Genomic DNA, 21,573 nt, shown 5'->3' with positions numbered 1-21,573 from the left:
AGTTAGCGACAAGGTTGCATGATCTGATGCCCGGCCGGCGCCTGATCGACCCACGAGACAGTTAGCGCTCCGGGCCGGTGGCTCAGCAGCGCGCGAACCGGCGCGCTGCACACCACCTCGATCGAATCGAAGGCGCGGTGCGAGGCCACGCACGCGCTCTGCTCCGCGGCGCCTGGCAGATCGGCGATCCACACCGCGCCGTAGCCGGTGTCGACACGGGTCGCCGCGGTCAGAGCGCCCTGCGGCAGGCGCAAGCCATCCAGCGGCACGCTCATGAACAGGACAGGATGCAGCACAATGCCGGCCGCCCCGCCGCTAATCCGCGGCGCCATGGCTTGCCACAGGTGGACCAACAACTTTCAGGCGCGTCTTCAGCTGCTCCAGCGCGAACGCACTCAGGGCACGGTTGTCGACATCGCCGGGATGAAAGCGCGGATGCATGAATGCCAGCCAGCGCGGAAACGCAAACCAGAACAAGCCCTGCCGTCCAAAAAAATAGCGCAGGCAGCCCAGCCAGACCCTCGGATCGAACAGGCGGCCGTCGCGATACATATTGTGCGCGGTCTGTGTTGCAAAATCGGTCACGAACAGGGCCGTGCCGTAAAGCAGCCAGCCGATCTTCAAGGGATAGCCCCCCGCAGTGCCGATATACAGATCGTGCGCCAGGCATTTATGCTCCAGTTCTTCGGCGCTATGCCAGGTCCATAGCGCGCAGAACGGATCTTCGGCGTCCTTGAAAATATCGAAGCGGGACAAGGTGTGTTCGCAAATGATCGCGGTGATGTGTTCCCAGCATGCTGTCAGCGCCAGTCCGCTCAGGCGGCTCAGCCAATGCGCCTTGGACAGGCGCCATTCGCAATAGCGATGCAGGAAAAAGCGATAGCCCTGCCGTTCCAGCTCAGCATTGCATTTCGCATGTAAAAAGCTGTGCGTCGATTCCTGGCCGATGAAAGCGCGGGCTTCCGCCTTCAGGGTCTCTTCCTGCACCAGCGGCAAGCTGTCCTTGATGCAGGAGATCGCAAACCGTTCGGCCGGAACAATGCCGAACGACAGCGCGTTGAACCAATGCGTCTCAAAAGGCCGGTTCTTGAACCAGTAGCGATTGGATTTGGCCGCAAAATCGATGCTCAGCTTGCGTACCGGGTATGTGCCTTCTGATGCTGACATGGTGAAACCTCCTTCAATTCAAGATGCATGGACCACAGCTCCGGGGCGATCGCGGGGCAAGATCCCGCGCGCCGCAATCAGGGCCGCGGCTCGCGCTGTTCTTTTATGTAACTCAGCACCGCGCGCGGGATCGTCACCTTGTGCACGATGCCCAGCCTGTGCAAGACCCTGATGACCAGATAGGTGATGTCGAATTCGCCGGGCTTCAGCCCCAGGCGCGCGGAACCGGGAAACCGATGGTGATTGTTATGAAAGCCGCCGCCGCTGCTGACAAGGCCCATCAGCAGATGATTGACTGATTCGTCGTCTGTCTCAAATGAACGATAGGCTCCCGGCAAGCGCGGCGCGGCATGCGCAAACGTTGCCTGGCAGCTGATCACGTGCTGGCAAATGAATACCGGCATCACGTACAGCCATATCAGCGTCTGCCAGCCAGACGTTCCCGCCAGCCCGCTCGCCCCCAGGGAATAGCAGATTGCGGCGAGGGCAATGCTGATCAGGTAATGCCAGTTCCCAAGCCAGCGCAGCTCCGGATAAGCAAGCAGGTCGGGAATGCCGCGCTGATCGACTTCGGCGTTGCGCTTGACGACGGCCCACACCAGATGCGCATGCCAGTAGCCGCCGGCATTTTCGGCATACGGGCTGTGCGGGTCGTTGGGGGTATCGGAAAAGCGGTGATGCAGCCGATGCATGCTGGCCCACCAAAGCACGTCGCGCTGGAACGCCGCGGTCGCCCAGACCCCCAGCACGAACTGGAACACCCGGCCGGTGCGGAAGCTGCGATGTGAGAAATAACGATGGTGCCCAAGCTCCACCCCAAGAATCAGCAAAAAACCCAATATGACACAGGGCGCCAGCAGCGACAGCTGGAACGGGACGGCAAAAATGCCCAGCCACAGCCATTGGTGGACAAACAGCGCAGTAACCTTGAACGCGCGCCGCACGCGGGGAAAAGGAAGAATGGGCAGCATCATGGACAGGACGGAATCAGTCGGTCATCGACACATCGAACACACGCATATGCAGCGCCGCCGGCGATATCCGGTCGGCGGCCAAGGATCGATTGCACGGTCTCCATGGCGCCTCACCTGTCCGCATAAGAAAGCGCCATCTGATAGGCGTCGCCCAGCGCCGAGCTGATGTTGGTGCGCCTGGCTACGTCGCCTTCTGTCGCCGCCGAACCCACCACGGAGTGCCTGATCTTGGCTTTTTCAAGCAGTTCAAGCAGCTGCAGCCTGGGCTCATGGCCGACCGCCAGCACCACTGTCCTGGCCGGCACGATTTCGCTGACCTTGGTGGCGCGGTTGAATATCTCAACGCCGTCACGGGTTATGGCGATGATGTCCACCTTGTTGCGCATGCTGACATTCAGGCGTTCCATATCGGCCATCTGGATCCAGCGCGTGGTGCGGCCAAGCCTGAATGCGAACTTGCGGCTCGAACGCTGCAGCAGGGTCACCGATGCCGCGCTGCTGGTATCGGCTGCCAGATATTTGGACAGGCTGTCGTCGGCCACCTTCAAGTTCAGATAGGAATGCGCCGCGCTGCGCAGGCTATTCTTGGTTTTCATCAGATATTTCGCCACGTCGCAGGCGACTCCGCCGCCGCCGATAATCACCACCGGATGTTCGACCGGGCAGCTGTTTTCCAGCACGTCGCTGTACTGGATCACATGCGGCAGATCCGCGCCCGGCAGATTCCCGGGATGACGCGTGGCGCATCCGGTGGCGATGACGACATGATCGTAGCCCTGCGCCAGCTGCGCCGCACCGAACTCCGTACCCAGATGCAGCTTCACCCCGGCCTCGATAACGGCTTGCGTGTAATAGCGCACGGTTCCCAGAAATTCATCCTTTTCCGGAATCCTGGCCGCCAGCCTCAGCTGCCCGCCGAGCGAACTGCCGGCTTCGAAAAGATCGACGGCCGCACCGCGCCGCGCCAGGAATAGCGCCGAGCCCATGCCGGCGATGCCGCCGCCGACCACGGCGACCTTTTGCTTGCGCGGCAGAGCGGCGTAAACGCCCTCATCTGGCTGCACTGCTTCGGGATTGACACTGCAACCGACCGGCTGGCCGGAAAACACATAGTCGAGGCAGTTCTGGTTGCAGGCAATGCACGGATTGATCTGGTCGAAAGCATTCCGCCTGGCTTTGCTGACCAACGCCGCATCGGCCAGGAACGGCCTGGCCATGGCGATCACATCGGCGCCGCCGTCTATCAGCAGCGACTCCGCCACGCGCGGGTCGTTGATACGATTGCTGATGCAAATCTTCAGGTCGGGAAAGTTGTCGCGCACCAGCCGCGTCGCCGACGCAAAGCCGGCACGCGGCACCACCATCGCAATCGTCGGCACATCGGAATTGTGCCAGCCGATGCTCACGCTCAGCAGATCGACGCCGAATGGCAGCAGGCGGCGGATCAGTTCGATCGACTCGTCTTCGGTGATGCCGCCGGTCAGCAGATCCATGCAGGGAACGCGGAAAATGATGGGGTAATCCGGGCCGACCCTGGCCCGCACGCGCCTTGCAATTTCCGTGGCCAGGCGGCTGCGGTTGTCGAAACTTCCACCCCAGGCGTCTGTGCGGTTGTTGCAGGCCGGCGCCAGGAACTGATGCACCAGGAAGCCCTGCGAAAAAATCAGTTCTATCGCGTCGTAGCCGGCATCCACGGCGCGCTGCGCGCAAGCGGCAAAGGCGTCGATGATGGCAAGGATCTCAGGCTCTTCCAAGGCTTTCGGCGTAAACAGACTCGACGCCAGCTTGCGATTGGACGACGACACGATATTGCCGTGCACCGCCTCGCGGCCGAAATGCATGATCTGCAATGCGATCTTGCCGCCTTTCTGGTGCACGGCATCAGTGATGATGCGATGCGAGGCGATCTCCGCATCCTCTTTCAGGGAAAAACCCTTGACCGCGAACATGCCCGGCACATCCGGCGAGCAGCCCGAGGTGACAATCAGGCCAACGCCTTCGGCGGCGCGCTTTGCGTAAAAGTAGGCCATGCGTTCGAACTGGTCTTCGAAATCTTCCAGGTTCAAATGAATGGAGCTCATCAAGGAGCGGTTTTCCATTTCCATGCCGTTGATGCGGATCGGCGAAAAGAAACGGTTCAGCAGCGGCTTGGTATTTTTATCAACGATGCTCAGATCAGACACTTAGGCCTCCATCAACTGTAATCACCTGTCCTGTGACATAGCTCGCCGCCTTGGAACACAGGAAGCGCACCACCGAGGCGATTTCCTCAGGTTGGCCGAGCCGCCCCAAAGGAATTGCGGCCGCCGCGGTCTGCTGCAGGAATTCCTCGCCTTTTTCGCTGCTGCGCAAATCGGACAGCATTTCGGTCTCGATGAAGCCCGGCGCAACCGCATTGACCCGCACGCCATAGCGTCCAAGCTCGCGCGCCAGGCCACGGGTGAGCGCCATTACCCCGGCTTTCGAGGCAGCGTAGTTGACCTGGCCGGGCTGCGCCTTGATGCCGCTCACCGAAGCAATGTTGACGATGCGCCCGCTCTTGCGGGCAGACATGGTCGATAGCGCGGTCCGGATGCAGAAAAAGCTGCCGTCCAGGTTGGTAGCCAGGACCGAACGCCATTGCTCTATCGACATCGACGCCGCGATCGTATCGGCGACAATGCCGGCATTGTTGATCAGCGTATGCACCCAGTAACCTTGCTCCCGGATGGACAGGAACATCCGCTGCACCTGCTCATGATCCGAGACATCTGCCTGGACGGCAAATGCCTTGCCGCCGGCCGCCGCCACCACGGCGCAGGTTTCCTCTGCGGCTTGCGGGTTGCGCGCATAGTTGACGAAAACGGGCATGGCCGGATCGGCCATGGCGGCGCAGATGGCGCGGCCTATGCCGCGGCTTCCGCCGGTAACGAGGACCGCCTTTTGAGGGCGTGCAGCGATATTCATAGAAGATCTTTTTCTCGATGTTTTTTAGTTTTCCGGCAACCGCAGAACCCGGGTTCCTGCCACCGCCATCCCGGGCGCCCCAGCTGCCAGCCGTCTTACGGACGCGACAGGTGGATGGAACAGAAATTTCCGCCTGAACCGACGCCCGAGACCAAGGCGCTGCGATGCGAAATATCGTCGTCATGCAAGCGCTTGTGGAATTGCGCCGGCACGTCTTCCGCCACATTGCGCGTAGCCGGACTGCGTCCATGCTTCAAGATGAACGCCGCCATCGCCACCTGCAGCGCCGAGGCCCACGATTCACCTTCGCCGACCAGTGACCTTGGCGTATGCACCTGCGCCGCCGCGCCTGGATTTTTCTCGAAAAAGGCGTTCAGGGCGCTGCGCTCGGCCAGCTCATGCGTACGGTTGGCTCCACCCGAAGCAGCGCTGATCAGCCCCAGGCTTGCCGGCGTATTGCCGGCCCGCGCCAGCGCACGCGCCCAGCTGTCTTCGAGCGCCTGGCCGGCGGAAAAATCGGCGCCGAAGCGGCCTGCATCCCAGGCATCGACCGAGCAATACGCCGCGGCGCCGCGTGCTTCGGCATGCGCTGCCGATTCCAGCACCAGCATGCATGATCCTTCGGAAGGCACCAGATAGCCCGGCTGTGTGCCAAAAAACTGCGGCTTGCCGGCGGCAAGGTGGGACGCATACAGGCGCCGCAAAAAGTACAGCGAAAACTTGGACAAGGACTCGTAGCCGCCGACCAGCGCCACCTTGGAACGGCCGACCCGGATGTAATGGGCGGCGCGCGCCAGCGCCTCGACGGAAGCCAGCGATCCCGAGGCAAGGACGGTGCTGGGACCTTGCATGCGATAGCGGATCGCTACCTGGCCGCAGGCGACATTCCTTGCAATCTTGGGAAAATCGGCGGCATTGAGCTGCGTTTTCTGCTGCCCCAGCTGGGGCTGGATGAACTGATAGCAGGAAGGCAATTCGGCCCGCGCGGTCCCAAGGAATGTGCACGCTTCAAGGCGTTCGGCGTCGCTCAGGCCGGCGTTTTCGATCGCCAGCCCGGCAGCGGTGGATGAAAGCGCCATGGCGCGGTCCATCAACCGTATCTGGCGTTCGGTAAAAAAGCGCTTCACCGGATAGTCGGTGACCTGGGCGATCCTGGCCTGCCGGTGCGGCGGATCGATGGCTTCCGGCCAAGGTGCGAATGGCAGCGCCAGGTCGCCGGGATGATTGAAAATCGGTTCGAGTCCGGTACCATGCGGCCCGACCACGCCGATTCCTGTGATGACAACGCGCTCCATTCAGACTCCCCTATATTCCGGCTTGCTAAACACCACGCATGAACAGGCGCCGCCGAATCCGAACGATTGTGAAATGGCGTGCACCAGCTTGGCTGGCCTTGGCTGATTCTTGACAAGATCGAATGAAAGCTCAGACTCGTCTCCCGACGTAAACGGCGTCGCCGGCACTATCTGCGTTTCCAGCGCCATCACCGTGCTGATCGCCTCCATGATGCCGGCCGCCCCCATGCAATGTCCGATCAGCGGCTTGTTGGAGCTGGCCATGATGCGTTGCGCGTGCTCTCCGAAAACCTTGTTGATCGCTTTCATTTCGGAGCGGTCGTTGTGGACCGTGGCGGTGCCATGGGTATTGATATAGTCGACCTGGTGCGGCGCCAAGCCGGCGTCGTCAAGCGCGCGTTCGATCGCCAGGGCTTCGCCAACGCCGTCGTTGGACGTCGCGGTCAGGTGGAACGCCGTATTGCTCAAGCCGTAGCCGGAGATTTCTGCGTAGATCCTGGCCTGGCGCCGGGTTGCGCTCTCCAGCGATTCCAGGTACAGGATGCCGCCGCCCTCGCCGATGGCAAAGCCGTCGCGCCGGGTATCGAAGGGCCGCGGGGTGGAATTGGTGATCGAGTAAAGCGCGTTGAAGCCGGCATGGATCAGCTCTGCCAGGATATCGCCGCCGCCGACAATGACGGCATCGCATTCCTGGTGGCGGATCAGGTCCATGCCATAGCCGATAGCATCGGTAGTCGATGCGCACGCGGTCGAGACTATGCTGGTCGGTCCGGTCAGATTATGTTTCCTGGAAAGATATTCAAGCTGATAGTTGACCAGCGCTGCGTCGTACGGGAAATCGGCGGCCAGTTCCTGGCCTTCGTGGTAAGACTCTGCGACCATGATCAGGTTGTCAATCCCGGCGCACAGGGATCCCAGCACGCAGCCGACCCGCTGCTCGCTGCCAAATACAGGGCCGACGCCAGCCATGCGCAGCGCCTCGTCGACGGCAAACGAGGCGAATAGCGCGCCTTTGTCGAAAGGCTTGTTGTCCACCGCCAGCGCCGCCAGGCCTTGCACCGCCGCCGCAGGCACCTGGGCGCCAAGTACGCTGCGAAAGCGGTCGGCGGAGAATGTCGGCACCACGCCGATTTCAGTCTCGCCTTGCAGCAGGCCATTCCAATAGGCCTCAAGCCCGACGCCAAATGGGGAAACCACTCCGATGCCCGTTACTACAACGCGATTACTTGTCATGTATGTTCCTCCGAGAAGCCATCGGGCTCTCAGTGCCGATTAGGTAAGAACTGCAATGGTGATACGAAGCGTGATGGCCTTTGCGCCATCCGCGAACACGGCGACGCCGGCGGCGTCGAAGAAATTCGCGGAAACATGGCTGACCGTCAGTTCGAAACTGAGGCGGTCGCCGGGGACTACCGGTTTGTGAATCAAAACGCGCTTGACGCCGGCCAGCATGCCAAGCCCGGCCTGCTGGCGATTGCCCGCGGCAATCCAGACCCCTGCCAGCTGCGCGCCTGCCTCGATGAGGAAGACGCCCGGCACAATCGGATTTCCTGGAAAATGCCCGCTCAGATGCGGATGCGAAACCTCCCAGCCGGCGTGGCCGCTCACCTGCGCCCCATCCACCACGGCATCGGCGATGAACAGCGCATGCGAGCGGTGCGGCAATAGCGCTTCAATCTCCGCGCGGTCGAAACTCTCTGCCATTACAGCTCGTCGTCGGAGAGGGAAAGATCGAGCTCGTCGACGTTCACCGCCAGCAATTTGGCGACGCCTGCTTCGCCGAACTGCTGGATCACGTATTCGCTCAGCAGGCCAATCGAATTGCTGATCTTCGGATTGAAGGTATTCGGGATAGCCTCGCCGATAATCTCGTGCAAGGTGGCGACGGCATCAAACGCCTCGATCGAGTCCAGCCCGATCTGCTGCACCAGGTCGGCATTCACATCGAGCACGATATCGTCTTCAATCGACAGCATCTTGCGCAGGATTGCAGCAACCTTTTGTTCCACCTGTGTCTTGTTGGTAAGGCTCACTGGCTTTCTCTCTTTCTGTGTAATGAAGGGTTTTATTGGACTGATGCCGGGGTCGTGCCGCGCGTCTTTCTGGTTCGAAAGGACAGCGCATACTGCGTCGTTACCTTGATCACGCTTTCCATGCATGGAATCGAGATGCCGGCGGCTTGCAACAGCTGCTGGGTCGCGCCGCAATCGAAATCGCGCTCATAGGCCAGGTACGGCTGGTAGGTCCTAAGCAGGAGTTTTTGCGCGCTGGCGTTGTAGCGCGCCAGTTGCAGGGCTGTGGTGTCGGTTTCCAGGCGCTCAAGAGGGATGATTCTTGGGCGAGCGACGGCGACGCTTTCGTTGGCCGCACGCATGACCCCGAGGACGGCGTCGACTACCTGGTCGACCGTGATGCTGTGCCGCAGTCCGGCGACCAGATGATAAGTCTGGCCGATCGCCGCGCTCTGACGGGAAAAATGCCGTATCGCGGAACATACGTAATCCAGCGGCACCATGTCGGCGCGCATGCCGGGATCGGCCACCAGGATATCCGAACGTCCGCGCGCGGCCAGTCCGATGAATTCATAGAAACCGAAGAACTTGTTGATCTTGCCGCTGCCCGAATCTCCGACGATCTGGCTTGGACGATAGATGGTGATCGCGGTTTGCGCCTTTGCCAGCTCGACCAGTTGCTCAGCTTCCAGCTTGCTTTGCTCGTAACTATTCCAGAATTCCTGGCCGAGCCCCAGCTCGGATTCCTTGAGAAGGCCGTCGCGTTTGCCGCAGACATAGGCGGTCGAGACATAGTTGAGGCGGAATTGCGCGGCCGAGTGATATCTGCATCGGCGGGAAAAATCGAGGATTTGGATCGCGCTGTCGACGTTGGCCTGGCGCGAGACGGACAAGGGAAGATCGAAATCGACACTGGCGGCGAGATGGTAAATCTGCTCGACGCTGGATAGAATTTCGCTGTATGCCTGTGGCGCCAGCCCGAGTTGCGGGGCCGAGACGTCGCCGTGCAGCAGCTTCACCCTTGCACAGCTGTCTGCTGTCAATCCGGCGTTCGAGAGGATTGCCGCCAGTCGTTGCCGGGCGTCTTCGGCAGAATTGCCACGGACCAGGCAATATATATCGTGCTGATCGAAATCAGACAGCAGCTCTGGCAGCAGAGCGCTGCCAAGCGCACCTGTTGCTCCGGTTAAAAGAATCGATGGGCGCATAGCTTGTTTTTCTAGCTTCTTCTGATTAGGACCATAAAAATTAGGGACCCAAGCTCTCATGCGCCGTTCAGCTTGTCCCTCCCCGGAATTTCACTTGCCACTGGAAAAACTGCTTATTATTTAATTTTTCGGAGTCTAGAACCAAAAAATACAGCTGTCATCCTACTAATGTTTGTAGTTGTCCCATATGAAAATCCATGTCAGAAGATGCGCTTCCGATACTATCCATGCCTGCCTGAAGCACCGGCAGGCAAGCATTCCTGGCGATGCGGCGGAATCGCAGATGAGCGTCGCATCGCGCAGCACCGCTCCTTCAACAACCGATAGGCCATGACATTCGGCTATGATCTGAGCGATGAATCCCTCTCAAAAAACCGTGCTGATCCCGGTTCCCAATCTGGACTTCGATCCAAGCGAAGTAGCGGCCTCCTGGCGCATCCTTAGCGCGCGGGGACACCGCGTGATCTTTGCCACGCCCGACGGCCGCGCCGCCGCAGCCGATCCGCTGATGCTGTCCGGCGAAGGCCTCGACATGTGGGGCTGCATTCCCTTGCTGAAAAAGCTGAAGCTGCTCGGATTGGCGCTGCGTGCCAACGCCGCCGCCCGCGCCGACTATGCGGCGCTGCAAAGCGAGCGCGCATTTCTGGCGCCGCTGAGTTACGTCGAACTGCGGCAGGCCGACTACGATGGTCTGCTGCTGCCCGGCGGCCATCGCGCGCGCGGCATGCTGGCTTACCTGGAAAGCCAGCCGCTGCAGGATTTCGTCGGCGCCTTTTTCGACAGCGGCAAGCCGGTCGCCGCCATCTGCCACGGCGTCGTGCTGGCCGCCCGCAGCCGCTCGCCGCGCAGCGGCAAATCAGCGCTGTTCGGACGCAAGACCACTGCGCTCACATGGAAGCTGGAACGGACTGCCTGGAATCTGATGAGATTTTGCGGCCGCTGCTGGGACCCGGCCTACTACCGCACCTATGTTGAGCAAAGCGGCGAGGCGGCCGGCTACCGCAGCGTACAGGCCGAGGTCAGCCGCGCCCTGGCGCAGCCCGGCGACTTCCTCGACGCCAGCCCGGCGGCGCCGGATTTCTTCCGCAAGAGCAGCGGCCTGTTCCGCGACAGCGGCGGCGACAGCCGGCCGGCATTCGTGGTCACGGATGGCAATTACGTTTCGGCCCGCTGGCCGGGCGACGTCCACCTGTTCGCCAAGACCTTCGCCGATTTGCTGGAAGCCGCTTCAGGACGGCAGGACGCAGGGTAAAATGCGCGCAACCGATTGATGGAAACCCGCATGCACCCAGATTCACCGACCCAGACGCCCGCCTCGCAACAGCAGCCGCCGCGGCCGCGGCCGCGCATTGTCATCGACACCAATGTCTGCCTCGACCTGTTCGTCTTCCGCGACCCGCGCTGGCAAGGCTTGATGGACGCCTTGCAAAGCGGCGCAGTGGAAGCTGTGACGCGCGCCGACTGCCGCCTGGAGTGGCAGATGGTTTTGCATTACAGCCACTTGCCGATTACCGACCAGACCCGGCCCGGCTTCAACGCCGAATATGACGCCCTGATCACCTGCCTGGCGGCGGAAGAACTGACGCCACGCACCGACATCCGCCTGCCGCTGTGCACCGACCGCGACGACCAGAAGTTCCTGGAACTAGCGCTGGGCGCCCATGCCGCCATCCTGATCACCAAGGACAAGGCGCTGCTGAAGCTGGCGCGCAAGACCGCCAAGATCGGACTGTTCGCCATCATCCCGCCGCAAGCCTGGGCGCCAGCCGCCTCGTAGGCCGGATCAGCCTGCCTTATTGCGCCAACAACAGTTTGGCGCGGCGCTGTGCGGTCTGCGACAAAACGCTAAAATGCGGAATCCAGACACAAGCCCAGATAGCCAGCAAATGAAACGTGATTCAATAGATTCGACCGGCAAGGCGGCAGCACGCCGCCTCAACTCCAAACTGCCGCGCGTCGGCACCACCATTTTCACGGTGATGTCGGCCCTGGCCAGCGAAAAATCGGCGGTCAACCTGGGCCAGGGCTTCCCCGATTTCGATTGCGACCCGGCTTTGGTGGACGCCGTCAGCGGGGCCATGAAAAGCGGCTTCAACCAGTATCCGCCCATGCCCGGCGTGCCGGCCCTGCGCCAGGCCATCGCCAGCAATATAGAAACCATCTACGGCCACCGCTACGATGCCGCCAGCGACATCACGGTCACCGCTGGCGCCACCCAGGGCCTGCTGACCGCGATCATGTGCGCCGTCCATCCCGGCGACGAAGTGATCGTGATCGAGCCGGCCTACGACAGCTACGTGCCGGCCATCGAACTGGCGGGCGGCAAGCCGGTGCTGGTGCAGATGGCGGTGGGCGCGGACGGCTTCAGCATCCCCTGGGAGCGGATCGCCGCCGCGGTGACCGCGCGCACCCGCATGATCATGATCAATTCGCCGCACAACCCGACCGGCAGCGTGCTCAGCCTGGCCGACATCGAAGCGCTGAAAAACATCGTGCGCGGCACCGACATCCTGATATTGTCGGATGAAGTGTATGAACACATGGTGTTCGACGGCGCCCGCCACGAGTCGGTCTGCCGCCATCCTGAACTGGCCGAGCGCGCCTTCGTGGTCTCCAGCTTCGGCAAGACCTACCACGTCACCGGCTGGAAAATCGGCTATGTAGCGGCGCCTGCGGCGCTGTCGGCGGAGTTCCGCAAGGTCCATCAATACAATATTTTTACCGTCAACACCCCGGTACAGCACGGGATCGCGCAGTACATGCAGAATCCGGCGCCCTACCTGGAGCTGCCGGCCTTCTACCAGCGCAAGCGCGACCTGTTCCGCACCGGCCTGGAAAACACCCGCTTCAAGCTGCTGCCGGCGGACGGCACCTATTTCCTCTGCGTCGACTACTCGGCCATTTCATCGCTGAGCGAAGCCGACTTCGCCATCTGGCTGACCTCGGAAATCGGCGTCGCCGCCATCCCGGTTTCGGCTTTCTACCAGTCGCCGCGCGAATCGGGCATCGTCCGTTTCTGCTTCGCCAAACAGGACCAGACGCTGCAGCTGGCGCTGGAGCGGCTGGCCAGGATCTGAGCAAAACCCGCTTCCATTACAAGTCCTCACTCTCAACAAAAGGGAATAATCATGATCGATGTCTATAGCTGGGCCACGCCGAACGGGCACAAGATTCACATCATGCTGGAAGAGCTAGGCCTGCCGTATCGCGCGCACGCCGTCGATATCGGCGCCGGCGACCAGTTCAAGCCGGATTTCCTGTCGATTTCGCCCAACAACAAGATTCCTGCCATCGTTGACGCCGACGGTCCGGACGGCAAGCCGATTTCACTATTTGAATCGGGCGCGATCCTGGTCTACCTGGCCGGCAAGAGCGGCAAGTTCCTCGGTAATACCGAGCGCGAGAAATTCAACACCCTGCAGTGGCTGATGTTCCAGATGGGCGCCGTCGGACCGATGCTGGGCCAGACCCACCATTTCCGCATCTACGCGCCGGAAAAGATCGAATACGCCATCAACCGCTACAGCAACGAAGCCAAGCGCATCTACGGCGTGATCGACAAGCAGCTGTCGCAGCATCCGTACCTGGCCGGCAACGAATACACCATCGCCGACATCGCTACCTTCCCATGGATACGTTCATGGAAAAACCAGGGCATCGAACTGAGCGACTATCCGCATCTGCAAGCCTGGTTCGACACCATCAGCGAACGGCCGGCGGTCAAGCGCGGCGTCGAGGTACTGGCATCGCACCGCAAGCCGCTGACGGACGACAAGGCGCGCGATATCTTGTTCGGCAGCCAGCAATACCAGAGACGGTAGGATCAGTCTGGGCGCCCCCGACTACGCGTCCCGGTCATTTCCGCGAACGCGGGAATCTATGTTGTTTGCGCATAAAAACGGATTCCCCGCGTTCGCGGGGATGATGCGGCAAATAATATTGGCAGGTATTGACAGGGCAAGGAAAAATCTACGTTTCCGGGTAGCTGACCGCCAGTATTTCCAGCTCATCCAGCCCGGCCGGGGTCATGAAGGTCACCGTTTCACCTTCGTGCGCCTTGGTCAGGGCGCGCGCGACCGGTGAAATCCAGCTGATTTTTCCATGCAAGGGGTCCAGCTCGTCGATGCCGACGATGGTCACGGTGTGTTCCTCGCCGGCGGAATTCTGGTAAGTCACCGTGGCGCCGAAGAACACCTGGTCGCGGCCATGGTGGACGCTGGGGTTTACCACTTCCGCCAGATCAAGCCGCTTGGTCAGAAAGCGGATGCGGCGGTCGATTTCGCGCAGCCGGCGCTTGCCATAAATGTAATCGCCGTTTTCCGAACGGTCGCCGTTGGAGGCGGCCCAGGAAACGATGCGCACCACCTCCGGCCGGTCGACGTCGATCAGGCGCAGGAGCTCGTCTTTCATGCGCTGATAGCCGGCCGGCGTCATGTAGTTTTTTGTGCCAGGCGGGATCGGCGGCAATCCGAATTCCAGATCGTCGTCGTCGCCTTCCGATTCTTTAACAAATGCCTTGTTCATAGCAGACATTGTAATTCCAATTGCGCGCCGGCTGACGATTTTGCCCAAAACCCGGGCTTAGCCGCCATGGCGGTATGGTAAAGTCAGGCAGGTGCAATGTTGCCCGTGCTGACTCACTATCCCGCCCTATGCCTGCCAATTCCTCCCGCCCTGCCCGCTCAGATTCCGCCACGCCGTTCCGGATTGGCCTTGCCACCAGCCGCAGCCATCAGCACGGCCAGGAATCGGCGCTGGCGCAGCTGCTCAACGGCAGCCGCAAGATCATCGAACAGCAGTTGCAGCCGCAGCTGATCGTGGTGGGACGCACCCTGGACGCCATGCAGCAGCTCGGCCTGTTGCCAGACTATCCACATATCGAACGCTTTCCCTACGGCCGCCACGGCGGCCTGATGAAGCTGGTGTCGCGGGTGGTGGACGCCGACCCGGCGCGCACCCTGGACGCGGTGATCTACCTGATGGATCCGGTCGATCCATCCTCGACTTTTCCGGAAGCGGTGGCCCTGAAGCGGCAATGCGTGATCCATGGCAAGCCATTCCTGTCGACCCTGGCCGGTGCGCTTGAATGGCTGGAACTGGAAGCGGTGGCGGCCGGCGCCGCGCCGAATCCGCTGCTCGATCCGAGTTTCGACCTGGGACAGGAGGGCATCGCGCTGATCGCCCACGATGCCATGAAAGAACGCATGCTGGATATCGCGGAACGCCATTTCGCCCTGCTCGACCAGTTCGCCTTCCGCTGCGCCACCGGCACCACCGGCAGCCTGCTCAACAAGCTGGCGCAGAAAATCAAGGGAGAAGAAGCCGGCCGCAACTGGGTCAAGCCCTTCCTCAGCGGCCCGCTCGGCGGCGACGCCCAGATCGCCGAACTGATCCTCGATCGCCAGCAATGCCGGCGCGTGCTGTTCCTGGAAGACCCGCACGTGGCGCGCCAGCATGAGGCCGATATCCAGCTATTGGAGCGCGCCGCCCGCACCGTCACCGACTACGCGCTCTGCATCAGCGATGCCGAATGCGGCGAACGCTGGCTGAGTCTGCTGCAGCAGCGCGCGGCATTGGCCAGCTCCTAGGACCTGCCCTGTCGGCAGGGCTTGCCGTCATTGATATTCAATCGTGAAAGTTGCGGTGCCGTTGGCCGGCCCGGTAGTGATATTGGGTGCGGTCTGGTAGTAGCGCGCCGTGAACGGCACCACGTATTGGATGTCTGCCGATGGACCGACCGTCGCCGCGGTGCCGAACACCACCGGGTTGCTGTTCTTGTCCAGGATCTGGATGCCGACACCGGTCGCCACGCCTGTCCCTTGCGTCAACTGTGTAACTCCGGGAATCTTCGACAGGTCTGCCGTCGCCTGCATGTTCAGCAGGATAGTATTCTGGGCATTCTCGCCGCGCTGGCAATTGAGCTTGATATTGAAGGGACGGGCTCCGGCTGTCGAACCGACGCCTTTGAAGCTGCCCCTGGAAATCGAGCCGAAATTCACCACCACATTCTGCGAGCCGGTATCGACCGTGCATGAGGGCGTGATGATGGTGATGCCATTGCCCGACAGGATCGATGTGATGGCGGATTTGTTGTCGCCATTGCCGACATAAGTGGTGTAAGTGCCGGCAGCGAGCGGACCGTTGCCGGTCTTGGTGGCGATCTTGACCAGTTCGACCGTGAAATAAGACGGACTATAAAAAGCCACCGTAGTGGAAACCGACCAGCTCAGCACATGCGGGTAAAAAGTCTGGCCGATCCCGGTAATCTGGCGCGACAGGCGGATGCCTACGCCGGTAACGGCTGTGGTGTAGACATTCGGCATGCCCGGCACTGCGCTGCCCTGCAGCATGCTGCCGGTCGCCGTGCCGCCGCCGTTGCAGTTCCAGGCGGTTTCAGAAGCCCCCGAAATCGGAATCGGAAAGCTCTTGGTGGCGAATACCGCGCCGACGGCGGCGCTGTTCGGAATAACCACCGTGCCCATATCCATCTGGATGATTTTTTCGGTAGCGCCGGCCGGACGGACGCAAGCGGCCTGCGCATCGCCCATAAAGAACAAGGACAGCAGCGCCAATAGTCCCAGCGCCGCCAGCCATGCCAGGGTGTCGTTGATCTTTTCTGTAGTTGCTCGTGTTCTTTTCATGCCATTCCTCGTTTGCCGGGCTTCAGGCCGGTGCATCGGCCGGAACCGTACCGGCAGGCCGATGGCTATTGATATTCAATCGTGAAAGTTGCGGTGCCGTTGGCCGGCCCGGTAGTGATATTGGATGCGGTCTGGTAGTAGCGCGCCGTGAACGGCACCACGTATTGGATGTCTGCGGATGGACCGACCGTCGCCGCGGTGCCGAACACCACCGGGTTGCTGTTCTTGTCCAGGATCTGGATGCCGACCCCGGTCGCCACGCCTGTCCCCTGCGTCAACTGTGTAACTCCGGGAATCTTCGACAGGTCTGCCGTCGCCTGCATGTTCAGCAGGATAGTATTCTGGGCATTCTCGCCGCGCTGGCAATTGAGCTTGATATTGAAGGAACGGGCTCCGGCAGTCGAACCGACGCCTTTGAAGCTGCCCCTGGAAATCGAGCCGAAATTCACCACCACGTTCTGCGAGCCGGTATCGACCGTGCATGAGGGCGTGATGATGGTGATGCCATTGCCCGACAGGATCGATGTGATGGCGGATTTGTTGTCGCCATTGCCGACATAAGTGGTGTAAGTGCCGGCAGCGAGCGGGCCGTTGCCGGTCTTGGTCGCGGTCTTGATCAGCTCGACCGTAAAATACGACGGGCTCAGAAATACCGCGGTGCCGCTGGTGATATTGATGACGTGGGGATAATAGGTCTGCCCTATGCCGGTAATCTGACGCGACAGCCTGATTCCCACACCGGTCACGGCCGTGGTGTAAACATTCGGCATGCCGGGCACCGGCGAACCTTGCAGGATGCTGCCCGTCACATAGCCGCCGCCGGTGCAGATCCAGGACGTTTCCGACGCGCCGGCAATCGGGATGGTGAAGCTCTTGGTGGCAAAAACGGCGCCGACGGCGGCGCTGTTTGGGATAACCACCGTGCCCATATCCATCTGGATGATTTTCTCGGTAGCGCCCGCAGGCCGCACGCATGCCGCCTGCGCGCTGGCAGCGCTCAGCAAGGCAGCCGCCGCAAGCGCCGTCCATGCCAGGCAGCGCGCGATCTTGTCCCGCAGTGATTTCATGATCATTCGCATTGTCCGTTCAACTCACGGATCGGCGCCGGATTCTTATCCGCCGGGACATGGTATTTGACGCTGCACTGTTCCGTCGCGCCCTGCCCCCACTTGACGTTCAGCACGCCGCTTTCCTTCGCGCCGCTGATAAAAGTCTGGCCTTCGCTGCCGACGATCCCCATCTCCTGCCCTTGCTCGTTCTCGACCTTGGCGCCGAACGGCAGCGGCTTGCCGCTCTTGTCGCTCAGGTTCAGCATGATGCGCAGGCCGATCGAGGTTTCGAATTTCGCCAGCACCACCGCGCCGCGCGTCGGCACCACATCCAGCGCTGCATTCTTGACCTCGACGTTGTCGCCCAGGTCTTCGGTGCGCACCGCCAGGCGGTTGACGCGATATGGACTCAGGTTGGCCAGCACCGCATTGCCGCGGCTGTCGGTACGCACCCCCGGATAGACTTCAAAGCCGACATTGGCGGCATCCGGCGCTTCCACCAGCGCCATGGTTTCGCCCAGAGGCTGCGACAAGGTCACGCCGCCGCCGTGCGCCACCAGGCCGCCGGCCATGCCCAGCGTGGTCTGGCCGTAGCCGGAGCCTTGCGCGCGGCCGAAATCGACGCGGCCGTATTGCGACAGGTAGCTGGCGGAGGCGCTGCCGCTGTTGTCGTTCTGGTTCGAATGCGCAGCCGTGACGTTGTACGTCAGGCGTCCATCGTCCAGCGCTGAGCCGTAGACGCTGGCTTGCTGCGTCACTTCGCCGTTATTGCCCTTGGCCACGGTGTAGCGCGCATAGGAGCGGCTGTCGCCCAGCGGTATCGACAGGGTCGCCATCAGCTGGCGGTTCGACGGGCCGTTCAGATTGGTGCTGTAGTTATAAAAAATGCTGTAGCTGAACTGCTTGTAGAAATTCGAATAGCCGACCTGCATCAGGCGGTCTTTCTGATCGGTGCCCCAATAGCTTTGCTGCTGGATCGAAGCGTAGGCTGTGCCGCCCTTGCTGCCCAGCTGCTGCGCCAGCTCCAGCCGCACCTGGTTGCGCCGGTTGTTGAGCACCTGGCCGTTCTGCAGGTCTTGCATCTGCGCCGCTTCCTGGAAGGTGCGGAAGCCGCCGGTGGAATAACGGTAACCGGCCATGCGCACGCTGGTGCCGTAATTCTCGAACGATTTGGCGTACAGGAAGCGCAGCGACTGGCCGTCATAGTTCTGGTTGAACGGCCCCTTGGTATGCGCCTGCGAGACGTCGGCCGAAATCGCGCCGAAATCGCGCAGGTTCTTGCCGACCCCGAACAATGCCGACTGATAGATTTCAGAGCCGATCACGCCGCCGTACACCGAGTATTCCTTGCCCAAGCCGCGCGCCACCGTGCCTTGCACGAAATTCGGCTTGGCGTTGCTGGAGCCGGCGTTGATGGTGGAATAGCCGTTGCGATACTGGCCGCCCGTCACGCTGTAGCGCCAGACGCCTTCGCGCAGCAGGGTCGGCACGGCCGAAAAAGCCTGGCGGAACTTGGTTTCACGGCCATCGGCTTCGGTGATCGTCACTTCCAGGTCGCCGCTGGTGGAAGTCGGGTACAAGTCGTCCAGCACAAACGGACCGGGCGCGACATAGGTGCTGTACACCACGAAGCCGTTCTGGCGCACCGTGACGCGCGCATTGGTCTGCGCCACGCCGCGGATGGTCGGCGCATAGCCCTGCTGGCTGTCAGGCAGCATGCCGTCGTCGGATGACAGCTGCACGCCGCGGAACTGGAAAGCGTCGAAGAAATTGCCGGGAGTGGTGCTGTCGCCGATCACCAGCTGGCCGCCGAGCGAGGCGATATCGCGCTGCAGGTAGGAAGTCACCGATTGCCAATGGCCTTCGCCGTCGACGCCGCGGTTGTAGGTCGAGAAATTGCGGAAGCGCCAGTCGCCCAGGTTGAAGCCGCCGCGCAGGCCGGCGTACAAGGTATTGCGGGCTTGCGTGGTGGCGCTGGGATTGGCGTTGAATTCGGTAATGCTGCTGTTCATGGTGCTGGCGGCATTATTGCCGCCGTCATAGCGCGCCGCTGAAATCTGGTAGTCCAGCATGGCGACATTGATGCCCTTGTCCCATTTGTCTGGGCTGATGGCGCCGCGCGCCTGGCGCTTCATGGCTGCCTGCGGGATGCTCAGGGTCAGGCGCAGCTTCTCGCCGTCGTAGGAAACGCTGGAACCGGGGATGGCCTGCGCCAGGTCGACGCATTGGTCGCCGGCCGCCATCAGGACGGGAAACACTTCTACCTTGACGCCCCAGCCTTCCAGCATGGCGCGGGTGATGCAAGCCTGGGCATTCTTGCCCTCGCCCTGGTCAGTAAACACCACCTGGCTCTGGCCGACGCTGCTTTCGTTGAGGCTGACATCGACCAGGTAGCTGCCGGGCATGACCCGATTGCCGAACGCGAACAGCGACAAGTCGGCGCGGCTTTGTTCGCCGCCGATATCCAGGAACTGCTCGTTGAATACCGAGCCGCCCTGGCCTTGCGCCTGAGCCAGCTGCGACAGCACGGCCAGCGTGATCGCTGACAGCGCCAGGCGTACCGGTTTGCGTTGATGCGACAATCTGATCACAGCTTTCCCTTCCTTTGTTTCTGCCTTGCGCGGCAGACTGAATTGCCCTGACAGGATCTGGTGCTTGCTACCTGGGAGATGACGACGGCGTTACTTTCCGGTGCTGCCGGTTGCAGCCGCGGCGGCAGGCTGCACTGCAACTGCGGCGCCAACCGCCACTTTGGCCGCGACTTCCGGCGTTTCGCCGCCGTAGTCATTGATCGTGGTGTAGCTGACGTCGATCGGTTGCGGCGTGCTGATCGCGGTCAGCGGAAAATCGCTGGAACTGAACGGCAGCACCATGCCGGCCTTGGTTTGCTCTTTGTCGCCGTTGATTTTGAAACCGGTGAAGGTCAGGTTGTAGGCGCTCGGATTGCTGACCCGCAGCGCTGCGCCCTTGCCGTCCTGGCCCGGCACCACCGACAGCGCCACCAGGCTGCGCGCTTCGTCAGGCTTGCCGGCCAGCCCCGCCGGTCGGTAGAAAATCTTGATGCGGGTGCGCACGGCGACCTGCAGCACGTTGACCTGGTCCGACTTTTCTGGAATCTCTTTGACGTTGAGCCAGAACACCGTTTCGCGGTCGCTCGGCAGGTCGCCGGAAATGCGGACGATGCGCAAGATGTTTTCGGCGCCGGGATCGAGCCGCGACAAAGGCGGCGTCACCAGCAGCGGCGCCTTGTTCTTGCCTTCGCCGGCATCGACCCAGGTTTGCACCACGTACGGCGAGGTGCCGGTGTTCTTCAGCGGAATCGACGCTTGCCGGTCTTTCTCGCCAAGGATCACGCGAGTGCCGCCCAGCATGACGCTGGCGTTCGCCGCCAGCGCGCTCATCATCAGCACGCTGCCGAGAATTGCGGAAGTGATGATTCGTTTGTTCAACATGAAAAACCTCGTCTGTCAAAATGTCCTATGCACAAATTTCTAAGCAAGCACAGGCCGCTGGCGCGTGCTCACAAATTGATGCATGGGTGATGCTGGAAAATGATGGCCGGCTTGCCGCTACCGTTGCGGCTTGCCAGCCCATCCTTAAAACCTGGCCGCAGCAAGCGCCAGGCTGCCCGTCCCGCCGCAGGCGGCGCAACGAGGTAATGCCGTTTCAGGATTTTTGCGAAGCGCGCCGATTACAGGTAAGTAACGACGAACTGTGCAGTGGAGTTAGCTGGGCCGACGGTGACTGCAGGACCAGTCGAAACGTAGGTAGCCTGGAAGTTCAGAGGGTTGTTGCCCAGACCCAGAACGTAAGTGCCCGATGCCGAACCGACAGGGATCTTGGTGCCGGCAGAGTCGCCCAGCTCGATCGCCACGCCGGTTGCTGTAGTCACGCCAACCTGGCCAGCGTTAGCCAGAGCCAGATCGTCGGTGACGTTAGCATCGGTCGTGCCGGTGAAAGTCACGGTTGCGCCTTTGGCGGTTGCGCCGCAGTTGGTCAACAGGATCTGAAACTTCGATGGCGTTGCCTTCTTGCCGGCGGCGCCGTTCAGTACTGCGCGCGACACTGTGCCCATAGGAACAGTGATGTTTTGGCTGGAAGGATCGATCGAGCAAGGCGAATCAACGATCTGGCCGTTGAAATTCACGGTGCCGCCGTCAGCGAAGGCCGCTTGGGACAACAGACCTGCAGCAGCAACAGCAACCAACTTAGCGATAGTCATTTGTTTCATTTTTACCCTCAGATATAAAAGTAGATGTTCGATTCAAATTAATGAATTGC

General features: G+C 61.3%; 21 protein-coding genes. 5 read left to right on the top strand and 16 right to left on the bottom strand.

Annotation, left to right across the window (positions count from 1 at the left end; translation table 11 throughout):
- Positions 1 to 2: 2 nt before the first annotated feature.
- The 10 genes from KHU30_RS00270 to KHU30_RS00225 all read right to left on the bottom strand — a co-directional run bounded on the left by KHU30_RS00270 (position 3) and on the right by KHU30_RS00225 (position 9,602).
- Positions 3 to 332 (bottom strand): hypothetical protein, encoded by a 330-nt coding sequence (locus tag KHU30_RS00270; RefSeq protein WP_211440670.1) that lies wholly within the window; start codon positions 330 to 332, stop codon positions 3 to 5.
- The gene (locus KHU30_RS00265; protein WP_211440669.1) at positions 316 to 1,167 is read right to left on the bottom strand and encodes a metal-dependent hydrolase; all 852 of its coding nucleotides are present in this window, start codon (positions 1,165 to 1,167) and stop codon (positions 316 to 318) included. Before KHU30_RS00265 ends, KHU30_RS00270 begins: the two co-directional genes overlap by 17 nt.
- Positions 1,168 to 1,244: 77 nt before the next feature.
- Positions 1,245 to 2,141 carry an acyl-CoA desaturase gene (locus KHU30_RS00260; RefSeq protein ID WP_211440668.1) on the bottom strand — a complete coding sequence of 299 codons (897 nt, stop codon included), beginning with the start codon at positions 2,139 to 2,141 and terminating at the stop codon, positions 1,245 to 1,247.
- Between the two features lie 110 nt (positions 2,142 to 2,251).
- Positions 2,252 to 4,324 (bottom strand): oxidoreductase, encoded by a 2,073-nt coding sequence (locus tag KHU30_RS00255; RefSeq protein ID WP_211440667.1) that lies wholly within the window; start codon positions 4,322 to 4,324, stop codon positions 2,252 to 2,254.
- Positions 4,317 to 5,087 (bottom strand): 3-oxoacyl-ACP reductase FabG, encoded by a 771-nt coding sequence (gene fabG, locus KHU30_RS00250; RefSeq protein ID WP_211440666.1) that lies wholly within the window; start codon positions 5,085 to 5,087, stop codon positions 4,317 to 4,319. Before fabG ends, KHU30_RS00255 begins: the two co-directional genes overlap by 8 nt.
- A gap of 95 nt (positions 5,088 to 5,182) precedes the next feature.
- Positions 5,183 to 6,382: a beta-ketoacyl synthase N-terminal-like domain-containing protein gene (locus KHU30_RS00245; protein WP_211440665.1), complete on the bottom strand. Its 1,200-nt coding sequence runs from the start codon at positions 6,380 to 6,382 to the stop codon at positions 5,183 to 5,185.
- Positions 6,383 to 7,615, bottom strand: a complete 1,233-nt coding sequence (locus KHU30_RS00240; RefSeq protein WP_211440664.1) for a beta-ketoacyl-[acyl-carrier-protein] synthase family protein — start codon at positions 7,613 to 7,615, stop codon at positions 6,383 to 6,385. It abuts the gene before it with no gap.
- 39 nt (positions 7,616 to 7,654) lie between these two features.
- Positions 7,655 to 8,086, bottom strand: a complete 432-nt coding sequence (locus KHU30_RS00235) for a 3-hydroxyacyl-ACP dehydratase FabZ family protein (protein ID WP_211440663.1) — start codon at positions 8,084 to 8,086, stop codon at positions 7,655 to 7,657.
- Positions 8,086 to 8,415: a phosphopantetheine-binding protein gene (locus KHU30_RS25310; RefSeq protein ID WP_211440662.1), complete on the bottom strand. Its 330-nt coding sequence runs from the start codon at positions 8,413 to 8,415 to the stop codon at positions 8,086 to 8,088. Before KHU30_RS25310 ends, KHU30_RS00235 begins: the two co-directional genes overlap by 1 nt.
- A gap of 32 nt (positions 8,416 to 8,447) precedes the next feature.
- Positions 8,448 to 9,602 (bottom strand): SDR family oxidoreductase, encoded by a 1,155-nt coding sequence (locus KHU30_RS00225; RefSeq protein ID WP_211440661.1) that lies wholly within the window; start codon positions 9,600 to 9,602, stop codon positions 8,448 to 8,450.
- 355 nt (positions 9,603 to 9,957) lie between these two features.
- On the opposite strand from KHU30_RS00225, the gene KHU30_RS00220 reads away from it, so the two are divergent.
- From KHU30_RS00220 to KHU30_RS00205, 4 genes are all read left to right on the top strand, one after another.
- Positions 9,958 to 10,854, top strand: coding sequence for a DJ-1/PfpI family protein (locus tag KHU30_RS00220; RefSeq protein ID WP_211440660.1), 897 nt, complete (start codon positions 9,958 to 9,960; stop codon positions 10,852 to 10,854).
- Between the two features lie 30 nt (positions 10,855 to 10,884).
- The gene (locus KHU30_RS00215) at positions 10,885 to 11,379 is read left to right on the top strand and encodes a putative toxin-antitoxin system toxin component, PIN family (RefSeq protein WP_211440659.1); all 495 of its coding nucleotides are present in this window, start codon (positions 10,885 to 10,887) and stop codon (positions 11,377 to 11,379) included.
- A 109-nt stretch (positions 11,380 to 11,488) separates the two neighbouring features.
- Positions 11,489 to 12,679, top strand: a complete 1,191-nt coding sequence (locus KHU30_RS00210; protein ID WP_211440658.1) for a pyridoxal phosphate-dependent aminotransferase — start codon at positions 11,489 to 11,491, stop codon at positions 12,677 to 12,679.
- A 51-nt stretch (positions 12,680 to 12,730) separates the two neighbouring features.
- A complete protein-coding gene (locus KHU30_RS00205; protein ID WP_211440657.1) occupies positions 12,731 to 13,423 on the top strand; it encodes a glutathione binding-like protein in 693 nt (230 codons plus the stop codon).
- Positions 13,424 to 13,571: 148 nt separating this feature from the next.
- On the opposite strand, the gene greB is transcribed toward KHU30_RS00205, so the two are convergent.
- Complete coding sequence (gene greB, locus KHU30_RS00200) at positions 13,572 to 14,126, bottom strand: transcription elongation factor GreB (RefSeq protein ID WP_211442134.1); 555 nt, start codon at positions 14,124 to 14,126, stop codon at positions 13,572 to 13,574.
- Between the two features lie 128 nt (positions 14,127 to 14,254).
- On the opposite strand from greB, the gene KHU30_RS00195 reads away from it, so the two are divergent.
- The gene (locus KHU30_RS00195; RefSeq protein ID WP_211440656.1) at positions 14,255 to 15,190 is read left to right on the top strand and encodes a methylglyoxal synthase; all 936 of its coding nucleotides are present in this window, start codon (positions 14,255 to 14,257) and stop codon (positions 15,188 to 15,190) included.
- 27 nt (positions 15,191 to 15,217) lie between these two features.
- On the opposite strand, the gene KHU30_RS00190 is transcribed toward KHU30_RS00195, so the two are convergent.
- The 5 genes from KHU30_RS00190 to KHU30_RS00170 form a co-directional block, all read right to left on the bottom strand.
- Positions 15,218 to 16,243 (bottom strand): fimbrial protein, encoded by a 1,026-nt coding sequence (locus tag KHU30_RS00190; RefSeq protein ID WP_211440655.1) that lies wholly within the window; start codon positions 16,241 to 16,243, stop codon positions 15,218 to 15,220.
- 65 nt (positions 16,244 to 16,308) lie between these two features.
- Positions 16,309 to 17,310 (bottom strand): fimbrial protein, encoded by a 1,002-nt coding sequence (locus KHU30_RS00185; RefSeq protein ID WP_211440654.1) that lies wholly within the window; start codon positions 17,308 to 17,310, stop codon positions 16,309 to 16,311.
- A gap of 2 nt (positions 17,311 to 17,312) precedes the next feature.
- Positions 17,313 to 19,883, bottom strand: coding sequence for a fimbria/pilus outer membrane usher protein (locus tag KHU30_RS00180; RefSeq protein ID WP_211440653.1), 2,571 nt, complete (start codon positions 19,881 to 19,883; stop codon positions 17,313 to 17,315).
- Positions 19,884 to 19,973: 90 nt separating this feature from the next.
- A complete protein-coding gene (locus tag KHU30_RS00175; RefSeq protein WP_211440652.1) occupies positions 19,974 to 20,744 on the bottom strand; it encodes a fimbrial biogenesis chaperone in 771 nt (256 codons plus the stop codon).
- 239 nt (positions 20,745 to 20,983) lie between these two features.
- The gene (locus KHU30_RS00170; RefSeq protein ID WP_098497974.1) at positions 20,984 to 21,523 is read right to left on the bottom strand and encodes a fimbrial protein; all 540 of its coding nucleotides are present in this window, start codon (positions 21,521 to 21,523) and stop codon (positions 20,984 to 20,986) included.
- Positions 21,524 to 21,573 lie beyond the last annotated feature (50 nt).

Source organism: Collimonas humicola, from assembly GCF_018304945.1.
Lineage (GTDB): Bacteria > Pseudomonadota > Gammaproteobacteria > Burkholderiales > Burkholderiaceae_D > Collimonas > Collimonas humicola.
This window is presented reverse-complemented; position numbering and strand designations above follow the sequence as displayed.